Source organism: Affinundibacterium seohonense (assembly GCF_014284305.1).
Classification (GTDB): Bacteria; Pseudomonadota; Gammaproteobacteria; order Burkholderiales; family Burkholderiaceae_D; genus Undibacterium; species Undibacterium seohonense.
Genome location: NZ_JACOFW010000004.1, coordinates 81,734 through 95,495 on the forward strand (window position 1 = coordinate 81,734; position 13,762 = coordinate 95,495).

The window sequence follows — 13,762 nt, forward strand, 5'->3', positions numbered from 1 at the left end:
TTGGTATGTTAAGAAAGTCGGTAGAGAGGAAAGCGCTTGCGCAATTTTTAGATAAAGAATTGCAAGTCGCACGTTTCCGTGATTATTGCCCAAATGGGCTTCAGGTGGAAGGGCGCAATCAAATTAAGCGCCTAGTTAGTGGTGTTACCGCCTGCCAAGCTTTGTTGGACGAGGCTGTGAAATTAGAGGCAGATGCGATTGTGGTACATCATGGGTATTTTTGGCGGGGTGAAGATGCACGTGTAGTAGGGCAAAAATTCAAGCGGTTGAAGACCTTGATGGATCATGGTATTTCTCTGTTTGCCTATCATTTGCCTTTGGATTCTCATGCAAGCTTGGGAAATAACGCGCAATTGGCAAAGTTATTTGATTTTGAAGTTAGTGGTCGTTTTGGTGAGGATGAGTTAGGTTGGTTGGGGACTTGGCGTGCAGGACAGTTACCAAGGTTGGCAGAGCTCGTTAGGCATATTTCAGATAAATTACAGCGTGAAGTTTTATGTATCGGCGACCTTGATAAAACAATCGAGTCAATCGCATGGTGCTCTGGTGCTGCTCAAAATATGCTTGGCTCTGCAGTAGAGGCAGGAGCGAGTGTGTATTTAAGTGGAGAAATTTCAGAGCCGACGGTACATCTGTCACGGGAGTCTGGAGTCTCTTATCTTGCGGCAGGGCATCATGCAACTGAGCGCTATGGGGTGCAAGCCTTGGGGCAGTTTGTTGCGCAAGAGCTCGGAATTGAGCATGTGTTTGTTGATATTGATAATCCTGTGTGATTTCAATTCCTTGACTAGTTCTCAGAAAAAATGCCACCAAAAATTGGTGGCATTTTTTTGTACTTTGTATTGAGCAGGTTTATTTCTTTAATGCGTCGCGAATTTCGCGCAGTAAAGCAATGTCTTCCGGGGTTGGTGCTGGTGCGGCTGGTGCTGCAGCGGCAGCTGCTGCATCTTTCTTTTTCATTAAATTGACCAGACGAACCATTTGGAAAATGATGAAGGCCAGAATGATGAAATTCAACGAGATCGTTAAAAAGTTACCATATGCCAATACGGCGCCGGCTTTTTTTGCTTCAACCAAGGTCATGCTGGTTGCTTGGCCGTTTAATGGTAAGTAGTAGTTAGCGAAGTCCAATCCGCCGAATATTTTGCCGACCACAGGCATCACTATGTCGCCAACTAAAGAATCAACAATTTTGCTAAACGCAGCACCAATGATGACACCGACCGCTAAGTCAACGACATTGCCTTGTGCAGCAAAGCTTTTAAATTCTTGCATCATGCCCATAACCTTCTCCTCTTTGTATCGTAAATGAATAGAATTATCTGAAATTCCAACGCCTTGGTTTCAAGAAATGTGGTAAATCGACAATATGATAAACCGCAAAAGGCACTAAGTCTGCCTGTTTATTGTCAAATCTTGTGAAACCCTTATTGATTTGTTGTTATTGCACATGAGTAACGCGAGGAATGCGACGCTTTTGTCAGAAATTTCTGGGTCATACGAGGCTTTTCTACGGAAAAACCGGGTAATTCGATCCATAAAGCATCTTTTTCTTTAATTCACCTCCCAGCTCCTTTATAATTTAAGGTTGTAAGAAGTGTAGTTGTGCTTCGTCAAGTTTTGATTTTTGATAGATTGGGGTTTGTATGAGTATCGAAAAGCAGGTCGATTCAGGCCGTCGGGGCCTACTCGTTGCAACCTGTGCGGCAGGTGGCGCGGCAGGTTTGGCAACGGCAGGTGCTTTGGTAAGCACTTTCCAACCATCCGAGCGCGCAAAAGCGGCGGGTGCGCCGGTTGAAGTGGATATTTCCACTTTACAGCCTGGCACAATGACAACAGCGGAATGGCGTGGTAAGCCGGTTTGGATTTTGAAACGTACGCCAGAAATGATGGCAAGTCTGAAAAAGACCGAAGCTAAAGTGGCGGATCCAAAGTCTGAAAAGCCATACACCATGGCAATGCCAGAATATTGCGATAAACAAACACGTTCCCGTAAAGAACATAGTGATATCTTGGTGACTGTGGGTATTTGTTCACACTTAGGTTGTTCTCCAAGCTCTAAGTTTACTCCAGGTGCGCAAGCCTCTTTGCCAGATGATTGGGAAGGCGGTTTTATTTGCCCATGCCACGGTTCTACATTTGATTTGGCTGGTCGTGTTTACAAAAACAAACCAGCACCACAAAATCTGGATGTGCCACCTCACATGTTTTTATCAGATACCAAAATCATCATCGGTAAAGATGAGAAAGGCGAGGCTTAATCATGGCATTTGTTGAGAAAAAACTCCCTGACGATGCGCCAATCGCAGCGAAGGCATTGAATTGGGTTGACTCCCGTTTTCCACTGACTAAATTGTGGAATGACCAATGGGGTCAATACTATGCACCAAAGAATTTCAACTTCTGGTACATCTTCGGCTCCCTTGCGATGCTGGTATTGGTCATTCAGATTGTTACTGGTATCTTCCTGGTTATGCATTACAAGCCAGATGCAAACTTAGCATTCGCTTCTGTTGAGTACATCATGCGCGAAGTGCCATCTGGCTGGTTGGTGCGTTATATGCACTCGACTGGCGCTTCTGCTTTCTTCATTATCGTGTACTTACACATGACACGCGCTTTGCTCTACGGTTCTTATCGTAAGCCACGTGAATTGATCTGGTTGTTTGGTTTCGCAATCTTCTTGTGCTTGATGGCTGAAGCTTTCTTCGGTTACCTCTTGCCATGGGGCCAAATGTCTTATTGGGGCGCACAAGTTATTGTTAACTTGTTCGGTGCGATTCCTTTCATCGGTCCAGATTTGTCTTTGTGGATTCGTGGTGACTATGTGGTGTCTGATGCGACATTGAATCGTTTCTTTGCTTTCCACGTAATCGCTATTCCTTTGGTATTGTTGGGCTTAGTTGTTGCGCATTTGATCGCATTGCACGAAGTGGGTTCTAACAATCCAGACGGGATCGAAATCAAAGAAAACTTAGATGCAGATGGTCATCCGGTTGATGGCGTGCCTTCACATCCTTACTACACTTTCCACGATATTTTCGGTGTGACTGTGTTTTTGACGATCTTTACAGCAGTCGTGTTCTTTGCTCCAGAAATGGGCGGTTACTTCTTGGAATACAATAATTTTATTCCAGCTGATTCATTGAAAACGCCACCGCACATTGCACCAACTTGGTATTTCACACCGTTCTACTCGATTTTGCGTGCAACGACTTCTGAGTTCTTGTATGTGGTTCAATTTGGTGTTGCTGCTTATGTCGCTCTAATTTGGATGAAATCTACATTGCCATTTATCATCAAGGCAGCTATTGCCGGTATCGCATTGTTGGCAATTATTGGCATGATGCCATTCGGCCTTGATGCAAAATTCTGGGGTGTAGTTTTGTTTGGTGGTTCTGTTGTGATCTTGGCGTTCTTGCCTTGGCTCGACGTATCCCCGGTGAAATCTATCCGTTACCGCCCAGATTGGCACAAATATGTGTATATCGTGTTTGGTATTTCATTTGTAATCTTAGGTTATCTTGGTGTGCAAGCGCCTTCACCAACAGGTGAGCGTGTATCTCAAGTTTGCGCATTAATTTACTTTGGTTTCTTCTTGTTGATGCCATGGTGGAGCGGTATGGGGACTTTCAAGCCTGTACCAAAGCGCGTAACATTTGCTGCGCATTGATCAGATTAAGCGAGGAAAATTTAGCATGAAATTACTTAAAAAACTGATCGTCACTTTGGCATTTGTACCTGCCTTGGCTTTGGCAAGTAGTGGCGGTTATCCATTGGATCGCGCGCCAGAACGTACGACAGATTTAGCAGCTTTGCAGAATGGCGCAAAATTATTCGTCAACTACTGCTTAAATTGCCATTCTGCCGTATCTATGCGATACAACCGTTTGCGCGATATTGGTTTGACTGAAGATCAAATCAAGAATAATTTGTTATTCACCGGTGAAAAAATTGGTGAACTGATGAAAACTAGTCTGAGTGCAAAAGATGCAAAGGAATGGTTTGGTGCGGTGCCACCTGATTTGTCCGTAATCGCACGCGCAAAAGCATCTGGCGAAGGTACTGGCGCAGATTGGTTGTACACGTATCTGCGTACTTACTACAAAGATGAAAGTCGTCCAACAGGTTGGAACAATATGTTGTTCCCGAATGTTGGTATGCCACATGCTTTGTGGGAGTTGCAAGGTGTACGTGGTGCCAAGTTCGAAGAAGTGAAAGACGCACATGATGCATCCAAAACTGAACATAAGTTTGCAGGTTTTGAAACTTTAACCCCGGGCAAAATGACTGCTGTTGAGTATGATAACGCGGTCGGCGATTTGGTGGCTTATTTGCAGTGGATGGGTGAACCAGCGCAAAACGATCGTAAACGTTTAGGTGTTTGGGTTGTGATGTTCATGGCTTTGCTGGCAACACTTGCATGGCGTTTGAATGCCTCCTACTGGAAAGAAGTTAAATAAGTAAATTAGTCGTCCGCCAGTTTTTCGGCGGATGTGTCATCCCAGGGTGAGGTACGCTTTTATTGCGCCTCGCCCTAATCGTTTTTAAGGAACTATAAAAATGATGGTTCTCTATTCAGGTACAACCTGCCCATTTTCACAACGTTGCCGCTTAGTCTTGTTTGAAAAAGGCATGGACTTTGAAATTCGCGACGTCGATTTGTTTAATAAGCCAGAAGATATCTCGACCATGAACCCTTATGGTCAGGTACCTATTTTGGTTGAGCGTGAATTGATTCTGTATGAATCTAACATCATCAATGAGTACATCGATGAACGCTTTCCGCATCCGCAATTGATGCCTGCCGATCCATTGCAACGTGCCCGTGCGCGCTTGATGCTGTTCAATTTCGAAAAAGAATTGTTCGTACATGTCCATACTTTAGAAAACGAAAAGAATAGTTCTTCCTCCAAAGTGTTGGATAAGGCACGTGCAGAGATTCGCGATCGTTTGACGCAATTGGCACCGTTATTTGTTAAAAACAAGTACATGTTGGGCGAAGAGTTTTCAATGTTGGATGTTGCAGTAGCTCCTTTGTTGTGGCGTCTCGATCACTACGGTATCGATCTGTCCAAAACGGCAGCACCGTTGTTGAAATATGCTGAGCGGATTTTCTCTCGCCCAGCTTATATTGAAGCCTTAACACCTTCAGAAAAAGTAATGCGTCGTTAATTGAAATTTGCGATCAGGTGCATTTAGACTTGATCGCATCGTTTCAGATCAACTTAGAAAGTATTGCCAGCACATGACGGGAATTTCTACAAAACCTTATTTACTGCGTGCGATTTACGAATGGTGTACGGATAATGGCTTCACGCCTTATTTGTCAGTAAAAGTGAGCGGTGCAGTGCAAGTTCCTATGGAATTTGTACGTAAAGGTGAGATCGTTTTAAATATTGCGTTCTCGGCCACCAGTGGTTTGAAAATGGATAATGATGCCATTACATTCAAAGCGCGTTTCGGTGGTGTGTCGCGTGACTTGTACGTGCCAGTACAAAATGTGCAGGCTATTTTTGCCAGTGAGAATGGGCAAGGAATGGTCTTCGATGAAGTTGAGGATGTGCCAGAGTCTGAATCGGTGATTGGCGAGCCAAGTAAGCCATCGATTGGGCTGGCAGCGGTGACGAGTCCAGATGAAAATCAAACGATCACTCGACTCAGCACCGAAGAAACAAAAGAAACACAAAAAAAATCAGAAAAACCTTCCCTAAAAGTCATAAAGTAGTCTATAATTTTGTTCTTCAAGATTCGTTGCAAAACAAATCGAATTGCAAAAGATCTTGAAAAGATTACCGCCGGTTTAGCTCACTTGGTAGAGCAGTTGACTTGTAATCATCAGGTAGCCAGTTCGATTCCGGCAACCGGCACCAATAAAAACAATGCCTTACGTGAATTTCACGTAAGGCATTTGTTTTTTCGGAACGCTAAAAGTACACTATCGGTACACCTAGCATCCGAAAGCCCCTATGGCAACCTTCGTAAAGACCCCCTCAGGTACATGGAAAGCACTCATTCGCAAGAATGGCTGGCCTACTACGTCAAAGACTTTCAGAACAAAATGTGATGCAGAAGATTGGTCTAGGCGTACCGAGGACGAAATGGTTCGCGGTGTGTACCTCTCGCGCACAGTCTCTGAAAAAATGACCGTTAAGACCGCTTTAGAGCGTTACCTGAGCGAAGTTACACCAACAAAGAAGCCAACCACACAAAGAAGTGAGGGTGTTTCCGCAACCAATCTCATTTCCTTCCTCGGTTCTTACTCACTTGCGGCGGTAAGTAGTGAGTTGGTTGCATCTTATCGAGATCATCGTCTAGCTCAAGGCAAATCCAACAATACAGTCAGAATCGAACTTGCGCTCCTAAGTAATCTATTTACCATTGGGATACAAGAGTGGGGATTAGGCTTGATCTTTAATCCTGTTGCCAATATTAGGAAGCCGAGCCCTGGAGAAGGGCGAGACCGTCGCCTGTCAGTAAATGAAGAAAAAGTTTTGCTGGAAGCAGTTGATGCACACAATAATCCGATGCTAGGCTGGATCGTCAGAATAGCAATCGAGACTGGAATGAGGCAATCTGAAATCCTTAACATTCGCCGGTCACAAATCGACCTTAAAAAACGTATCGTTAGATTGTTTGATACAAAAAACGATAGTACTCGTACAGTCCCGCTGACTATGGACGCAACTCGCATATTTACGCTGGCATTGAATAATCCAGTCAGGCCAATTGATACCGACCTTGTATTTTTTGGTGAGCCTGGCCGCGACGGAAAACGATCGCCATATCAGTTTGTAAAAGTATGGGGTGGAATTAAGAGCGCGTTAGGCATGTGCGACCTTCATTTTCATGATCTACGCCATGAGGCCGTTAGTCGCTTGGTTGAGGGGGGATTGAGCGATCAAGAGGTTGCGTCGATTAGTGGTCACAAATCAATGCAGATGCTAAGGCGATATACCCACCTCAGAGCAGAGGATCTGGTGTTTAAATTAGACAAAATGAATCAATCAGAAACTGAGTAAATGAACGGTGGAGCTTAAAACCAACAATTTTCAGAGAGTAAATATGCTTACTTGTTATCTGGATTCACAGGACTATTCTGTATTAACCGATCCGCACAAATCGAACCATGGACTCGACCAAATTCGTGGCAAATTATTGGAATTTGCATCCAATGGTGAAGTTCAATTTGTCTTTTCGACTGTAAGCGTGAGTGAAACAGTGGCGACTTCAGCGGAGGCGTCGAAATTAGCTCAAGGAAAGGCGGAACTGCTTTCTTCGCTATGTGGATCTAACGCTCTAATATCACCGGATCGTTTACTCGATATGGAATTGCATGCATTGCAAAACCGCGCTCTCGTACCCAAACATGTAATTGATCCTGACGGAAATTGGTTTCCAGATATTCCAGATATTCCAGAGATGATTGGCGAAAAAAATTCCTTAGACCCAATTCATGAAGTGATCCATGGGGAATTGAACCAGGCTGGACTGTCGCGGAAGGAGCGACGTGCAAAGGCTAGAATATTATTGAAAAACGGAAAACCTCGTAAGGAACTAATACAGCAGATCAGTAAGGCGGATCCGCAGGTCTCAGCAAAGGCCATGATTGAGCTGCTTCCGATGAAACTAGAATTTGCTGAGGTTATTTCTAGGCATTGTCTTGGGTTGGCAACTGAACAAGAATTTCGGGATGCCCTTCTTTCTAGCCTTCGTGATCCTAAATTCATGATGCAATGGTTCACAACTAATTTTGCGCTTTCTTCTCCTATATCTGAAATTGTGCGATCTCCAGGACGTGAATTGGGTGAGCAACTTAGACAAATTGTTGAAGTCAGTGTGGGTCGGACGGAATTACTTCTAAAGGCAGGGGGCGATGTAAATCCAACTAGTCAACGCGGCATAATATTTGACGATTGGTCGAAAATGGTTGATTCAAAACTTGTTGGCATTTTCAATCGTGCCGCCAAAGAGAGATCCATTGAATTAGGCGATATAGATGCCCGACTCGTTGAAAAATACTGCCCAGGAATTACTACTACTATCAAGTCTCTGCTTTCCTCAGTCTGGGAAAATATAGGCGGTGGAAGAAAAAAGCTATTGGAAGACAGTCAGCCAGTTGACGCTCTACACGCGATGTATGCGCCCTATGTGAAGGTTTTTAGAGGGGATCGTTTTATGAGTCCACTTATTCAAGCACAGGTAAAGCATCGAGGTACGATTGTTGTGCCAAAGTTGGAATCATTAATTGGTGTACTTGAGCAAGAAATTCGAAGTCGAGTCTAAAATTTGATTTAGTTGCTGCTGTAGAGCTGGATTCATTTTTTTAACTCTTGATCAAACCTAAATTCCTTTGGAATCTTCGCGACAGCTTTGAAAACAGATTGCTGACTTATGCCCATTAATTTCGCGACTTCAGCTTGCGTTTTACCCGACCTCAACGCGACTACAATTTTTTTCTTAGTGTCTTTGACTCGTGACTTTACAATTTTGTTTGCTAATTGTTGGAACAAAGGCTCATCGTCAGGATATAGAAAATTTTTTTGAGCCGTCAATCTTATGAATTCATCTACTAAGGCGTTTCCTGATTCTGCTCGCGGTTCGTGCCAGCTAAAGGATTGCCGATGAAGCCTTGCGAACTCTATTTCTATCAATTTTTCCTGTCTTAAAAACTGCTGATAGGAGGAGCTAATTTTCGAACTATTTGATCGAACTGGCCTATGGTCAGCGCAAAATATCTTACTCGGCCGTCGCGCGTCAAAATCCTCGTTTACCCAGGTACTTGGTGTAGCTGCGAACATTCTCAGTTCAGTTGGCGCGCTACAGATTCTGCAAAAAAGTGGAGTGTTTTGAATATTAAAATTTCGACTCTGATTGTTATTGGTTACGGGTCTAAATTTCGATTTCATTAATCTACATTTGAGTGCGACGGAGCGGAGTTCCGCGATCGTTCCATACAGCTCTATTGATGTTTCTTCTTTTGCCAATAAAGGTTCTTGGTTCATGCGTCGAATGGTATCGATGCACCAGTCTTCAAGCCTCAAAAAACCTTTCTCCTTTGCGTACTCGCTTGGTAGAAATCCACAGATCAAATTCCCAAAACATGTATCTGTGCTGACTTGTTTGGAATATTCGATCCATGCCGGATCAATATACTTTTTCATTCGAGTGAACAATGTGACTGGACGAGATCGCTTCTTATCCTGGTTTTCGGATTCGAAGAACTGCTCTATCGCATGGCGCATCAATTCTGCGCAATTTTGAGAAACGAACTTATATCCAGAATTTGGCATTACAACCTTTTTGAATAATTTTCTCAGTAATCATATCGCTAAAAACAACCACTATACAACCCATAGTTTCGTAACTTATAGGGGATTGATAGTATGCAAATCGAAGAAGCTCTTACACAAATATATGGTCCACTTTTGACAATCACTCAATTGGCAAAAGTGCTTGGTCGGTCGGCAGAAGGATTGCGCATTGGCCTTCGAACTGATTCTGATTGGGTGCGTCGAGTCAACTCAACAAAAATAAAGTTGGGGCGTCGTATTTATTTTAAGACCGCAGGAATTGCACAGATTTTAGATCAAGCCTAATTCGAAAAATGAGAGCACCTGTATTTGATCCAGAGCGTCATTTATCGAAAAAGGCGCTGGAGGCAAGCAAGCTTCCTATATCGTTGTCAGAGAAACGCTCGGACAAAAAAATACTATCGAAAGGGCTTAGCCCATCCTACCGTGCAATGCCTAATCATATCGCTAGAGCTAGTTTGTTTGCGCCTATTGCGCGAGGAAGGAAAGTCGTTCACTTTAGAACGCTCCTTGCTAGCCGTTGTGATGCAGTAATGACTTATAGTGGCGAGCAATTCAATGAGCAGCAGGCAGATGTTTGGATGCAATTGATCTTTGAGTCTAGGAACATTGAATTGGGTAAGCCTACGACGATGAAGCGCGCTAAGTTCTTAAAAGATATTGGACGTTCGACCTCGGGGCGTGACTACCGTTGGCTTAAAGAGACTATGGTTGCCTTCACGGCAGCAACCTTGGTGATAGAAGTTTTTTCTCCTGACGGACGCCAAAAATATTCTGTCGGTCAACACAAGGCTTTTCATATGATGTCGAGCTTTGACTACGATCCTATAACCGATACCTACACTTTCATTATCGACCCACAATGGCAATTGATTTTCGGTATCCGCGAATATTCTCTGATCGATTGGAACAAACGAATGCGAATACGCAAAGGACAAGATCTCGCTAAGGCAATTCAACGAATTATTTGTGCGTCATCCAATCGAGAACAAAAATTTGAGCTTCAAGATTTGAAATATACGCTGCAATACGGTAGTCCAATGAATAAATTTCGAAGATCGTTGAGAGAAGCAATAGCAGAGCTAACTAGGGTCGGAATTATTGAGAATGCCACATTCAAGTGCCTAAAGAGCGGCGAAGAGGGATTGGTGATTTGGCGTTGCTAAAATTGGTGCATGTGGATAACTATCGTGTTTGCGTTCCAAAAAGGCTCGTGTTTGCATTCCAGCATATCGTGTTTGCATTCCAACTTCTCGTGTTTGCATTCCGAATTATCGTGTTTGAATTCCATGTGAAAAATGAAGAGTGAAGCTGGGTAACGATTTCCGAGGAAATAAATTTCCCTTACCTTCTTTTACCTTATTTTACCTAGGTGATTCGCGAACAAATTTATTGATAGAGGGATATTCAAATAGATGTGAAGATTTTCGCGGACGCGAAAAAATGTCTTGGGCACGGGTTTAGAGAATTTGATTTGATCATTCAATTGGAGTCTGTACACACCTCATTCTTTCTAATCGATCCAGTAACTGATATTCACGCTTAATGCCACGATAAGCACCAATGAGTGGAATAAAGTATTCGTAGGGCGTTTCTTTCGCTGCTTGAACTATTACTTTGAAGATTCTGATCATTTTACTCTCCTGTTTGATGACTTCATTTTAGGATCAAAAATTGCGCAAAACAAAGGAAATTCAAGAAATTCATGAAGTTTCAAAACGAAGTGCTTCTATCTTGCTTTGAATATGCTTTTCTGAAGCTTTTCATACGTATTATCTTGCTCAGAATATGCTTCATTCCTGCTTCATTCTTGAGATTTTTTGCAATTAATAGCCGAAAGACTTCATGCGTAGGAGATTGAGGGCAGGATAGGCTTTCAAGACTCTTTCTTAGCGAAATATGGCACACAATTATTTATTCGATGCTTTTTTTAAGGAGAAGCTTTTATGTCGAAAGCACGCTTGGTGACCACAATCGATTCTGCACAACTTCGAGAATTCCAGGAATTTGCTCGAGCTTTGAACTTGAGCGATGCAGCACTACTTAGAAAAATAATTCAACATTATCTCGCTGATAATAGTGAGCAAAGTCAAGCTTGGAAACCTAGTAATGTTGTGGACAGCCAAGAGCCATCCATGCAGGTGAGCTGCAAACTTGCGAAGGGTGTTTTGACAAAGTTAGATTACATCGCCAAACTGCAGGGAATGACGAGAGACACTTTTCTAAAATCCGCTTTGCTTGACCGACTTGACGAAAGAAACCCGCAGCGGCCGTCGATCCGAGAACTTGAGCCTGATTATGCATTGAAGCAAATAACAGTAAGAGTTCCAAATTTCTTGATGGGACGATTGCGAAGAAAAGCTAGGTTAATGCAGATGAAGATATCACCTTGGATTTCCAGCCTAATCCAATCCACGTTAGTTCGGGAGTCTGTGATGACACATAATGAAATTTTGCATTTGAATAGATCAAATCGTGAGCTAGCTTCGATCGGAATAAATCTCAATCAAATTGCTAGGGCAATGAATCAAAATTTGAACCATAATAATGTTTTGGGTCTTAATGAAATTGAAGTGTTAAAGAAAACGGTTGATTCGAATAAATTGGCAGTTCGAGAACTAGTCGCAGTTAGCCAGCAAAATTGGGGATATTTTTTTGTTGACTAGTGTCTAGGTGATTGCAGAAATTTATCTGTTGTCGTTGATATATAGGGAGATCGTATCTTGACTTGGACTTTCGAAGACGGTTTGAGATTCGAATGCGCGCGCGATCTGATGACAGCGATGATCGGCATTTCTTCGGGAAAGATTGCTGAAGAAATGCAGAAAATAAATCCAGATCAAGAACTTATTCAAAAATTGAAGGCGGATAGTTTTTCTTTTGCTCGACGTCGCGAATCCTTTCATGTTCATGATAAAGAAAAAATTGAAAGTATATTTTCCGAATTTACTGAAGTTGTACGCCAAGCATATACTTTGCAATTAACAGATTCAGTAGCTGAAACGTGCGATCACATCGAGGGTCAATTGAGTGAGAAGATAAATTGATACACTCGTGTCATCACAATCGAAGTAAGTTCGTTGTTTTTGATTAAGTTAGCAGTTAATCGACCAATGGAGGTTACTCGTTCTAGGTTTCTTAACTGGTATGCTTGGATTGTTAAATAATTAGATATTTATTTGTTGAAAGTTTCTTAATGTCGCCTAGTTTCTTAAATTTTTCGATTGAAAATTATCGAGCATTTGCACGAGAGCAGAAAATTGAACTGCGTCCGTTGACTCTCTTTTTCGGTTGGAACAGCGGTGGAAAGAGTGCATTGGTTAGATTTTTGCCATTATTGGTCGAATCGATTAAGGCAAATGGTCCACCTATTTGGCTAGCAGGCGATGTTGGACGAGATGCCACCTGGCCTGAACTGGTATGCAAAGCAACAAAACGATCTAATTTGAAGTTCGGTTTAAGTGGTCTATCGGACGGAGGAACATTTTCAATAAAATGGGATATTAATGGGGATCTCGCCGGTAAATGGCAAGAGATTAAGTCAATTTCATTCAAAAAAGAGCTCGGGAAAGTATTTTCAAATGAGAATCTCGGGCATGAAATTACGTACATTGGCCCGAGTAATGAGTTTAGCGACGAATGGAAAGGTTATCCTACAAGCCTTTTACGTGAAAATTTTGAGGGGCAGGATGTTATTGGTCAACTGAATCTAGACGTTAAAAGCATATTAAAACCACTTGTATCGAAGGTTCAGTGGATAAGTGGAGTTCGAATTCGCCCACAGAGGCTTGTGACTTACGGTGGAGGAAATTCCCCGACACTTAAGCCTGATGGTAGCAATGCCGCAAATCATCTCATAGAAGCACAATTAAGAAGCATAAATGACCCTGTTTTGCGAGAAACGGGGGCTTTCTTTTCTTCTCTGGGTGAGGACTTAGTTCTAGATAATCCGATGGACGGCGCATGGAGGGTAATGCTTAGACCGAGCGGATCTCCTGAAGTAAAGGTGAACCTTTGTGACACAGGTGAAGGTTACGCTCAGGTTTTGCCAGTGTTGGTTGCACTGGCTCGAGCGAAATTTGGCGGTCCAAATTTATTATGTTTGGAACAACCGGAGTTACATCTTCATACCCGTGCACAAGCAGAGTTGGCCAAAGTGCTTGTCAGTACCGTCAAATCCGAATCTGAACCAACCATCTTAATGGAAACACATTCCGAGGTTTTGCTTACGAGCATACAACTTGCAATCGCTAATCGAGACATCAGCGAAGAAATGGTGCGAGTATATTGGGTAGAGTCTCGCGCAGATGGCACGAGCGATGTGATTCCAGTCGATTTTGATAGCAACGGACAGCCGAAAGATACGACGCTGGTTGATGCATTTGGTGAGGCAGTGGCGTTAGGGCGTCAGCTAATGGTAAAACAATTGGAAAGCCACCAACTGTGAG

Annotated in this window: 15 protein-coding genes and 1 tRNA gene; 14 read left to right on the top strand and 2 right to left on the bottom strand. The window is 42.9% G+C overall.

Annotation, left to right across the window (positions count from 1 at the left end; genetic code table 11):
- Positions 1 to 5: 5 nt before the first annotated feature.
- Positions 6 to 773, top strand: coding sequence for a Nif3-like dinuclear metal center hexameric protein (locus H8K52_RS05175; protein WP_186921831.1), 768 nt, complete (start codon positions 6 to 8; stop codon positions 771 to 773).
- A 79-nt stretch (positions 774 to 852) separates the two neighbouring features.
- On the opposite strand, the gene mscL is transcribed toward H8K52_RS05175, so the two are convergent.
- On the bottom strand, positions 853 to 1,284 hold the full coding sequence (gene mscL / locus H8K52_RS05180) for a large conductance mechanosensitive channel protein MscL (protein ID WP_186921832.1): 432 nt from the start codon (positions 1,282 to 1,284) through the stop codon (positions 853 to 855).
- Between the two features lie 362 nt (positions 1,285 to 1,646).
- On the opposite strand from mscL, the gene petA reads away from it, so the two are divergent.
- The 8 genes from petA to H8K52_RS05220 all read left to right on the top strand — a co-directional run bounded on the left by petA (position 1,647) and on the right by H8K52_RS05220 (position 8,286).
- Positions 1,647 to 2,261, top strand: a complete 615-nt coding sequence (gene petA, locus H8K52_RS05185; RefSeq protein ID WP_186921833.1) for a ubiquinol-cytochrome c reductase iron-sulfur subunit — start codon at positions 1,647 to 1,649, stop codon at positions 2,259 to 2,261.
- On the top strand, positions 2,261 to 3,673 hold the full coding sequence (locus tag H8K52_RS05190) for a cytochrome b N-terminal domain-containing protein (RefSeq protein ID WP_186921997.1): 1,413 nt from the start codon (positions 2,261 to 2,263) through the stop codon (positions 3,671 to 3,673). Before petA ends, H8K52_RS05190 begins: the two co-directional genes overlap by 1 nt.
- A gap of 25 nt (positions 3,674 to 3,698) precedes the next feature.
- Positions 3,699 to 4,463 carry a cytochrome c1 gene (locus H8K52_RS05195; RefSeq protein WP_186921834.1) on the top strand — a complete coding sequence of 255 codons (765 nt, stop codon included), beginning with the start codon at positions 3,699 to 3,701 and terminating at the stop codon, positions 4,461 to 4,463.
- Between the two features lie 100 nt (positions 4,464 to 4,563).
- Positions 4,564 to 5,175 carry a glutathione S-transferase N-terminal domain-containing protein gene (locus H8K52_RS05200; RefSeq protein ID WP_186921835.1) on the top strand — a complete coding sequence of 204 codons (612 nt, stop codon included), beginning with the start codon at positions 4,564 to 4,566 and terminating at the stop codon, positions 5,173 to 5,175.
- Positions 5,176 to 5,248: 73 nt separating this feature from the next.
- A complete protein-coding gene (locus H8K52_RS05205; RefSeq protein ID WP_186921836.1) occupies positions 5,249 to 5,728 on the top strand; it encodes a ClpXP protease specificity-enhancing factor in 480 nt (159 codons plus the stop codon).
- A 69-nt stretch (positions 5,729 to 5,797) separates the two neighbouring features.
- Positions 5,798 to 5,873, top strand: a tRNA-Thr gene (locus H8K52_RS05210).
- A 96-nt stretch (positions 5,874 to 5,969) separates the two neighbouring features.
- The gene (locus tag H8K52_RS05215) at positions 5,970 to 7,022 is read left to right on the top strand and encodes a tyrosine-type recombinase/integrase (protein ID WP_186921837.1); all 1,053 of its coding nucleotides are present in this window, start codon (positions 5,970 to 5,972) and stop codon (positions 7,020 to 7,022) included.
- Between the two features lie 43 nt (positions 7,023 to 7,065).
- Entirely contained in the window at positions 7,066 to 8,286 is a 1,221-nt protein-coding gene (locus H8K52_RS05220; protein WP_186921838.1) for a hypothetical protein, read from the top strand.
- Between the two features lie 32 nt (positions 8,287 to 8,318).
- Here H8K52_RS05220 and H8K52_RS05225 read toward each other — a convergent pair whose 3' ends face one another.
- Positions 8,319 to 9,293: a hypothetical protein gene (locus tag H8K52_RS05225; protein ID WP_186921839.1), complete on the bottom strand. Its 975-nt coding sequence runs from the start codon at positions 9,291 to 9,293 to the stop codon at positions 8,319 to 8,321.
- Positions 9,294 to 9,386: 93 nt separating this feature from the next.
- Between H8K52_RS05225 and H8K52_RS05230 the strand changes: the two genes are divergently transcribed.
- The 5 genes from H8K52_RS05230 (at position 9,387) to H8K52_RS05250 (ending at position 13,761) form a co-directional block, all read left to right on the top strand.
- Entirely contained in the window at positions 9,387 to 9,599 is a 213-nt protein-coding gene (locus H8K52_RS05230; protein WP_186921840.1) for a DNA-binding protein, read from the top strand.
- 8 nt (positions 9,600 to 9,607) lie between these two features.
- Complete coding sequence (gene trfA / locus H8K52_RS05235; protein ID WP_222613687.1) at positions 9,608 to 10,480, top strand: plasmid replication initiator TrfA; 873 nt, start codon at positions 9,608 to 9,610, stop codon at positions 10,478 to 10,480.
- Between the two features lie 780 nt (positions 10,481 to 11,260).
- The gene (locus tag H8K52_RS05240; protein WP_186921842.1) at positions 11,261 to 11,980 is read left to right on the top strand and encodes a MobC domain-containing protein; all 720 of its coding nucleotides are present in this window, start codon (positions 11,261 to 11,263) and stop codon (positions 11,978 to 11,980) included.
- Between the two features lie 57 nt (positions 11,981 to 12,037).
- Positions 12,038 to 12,361, top strand: coding sequence for a hypothetical protein (locus tag H8K52_RS05245; protein WP_186921843.1), 324 nt, complete (start codon positions 12,038 to 12,040; stop codon positions 12,359 to 12,361).
- Between the two features lie 149 nt (positions 12,362 to 12,510).
- Complete coding sequence (locus H8K52_RS05250; protein ID WP_186921844.1) at positions 12,511 to 13,761, top strand: AAA family ATPase; 1,251 nt, start codon at positions 12,511 to 12,513, stop codon at positions 13,759 to 13,761.
- Position 13,762 lies beyond the last annotated feature (1 nt).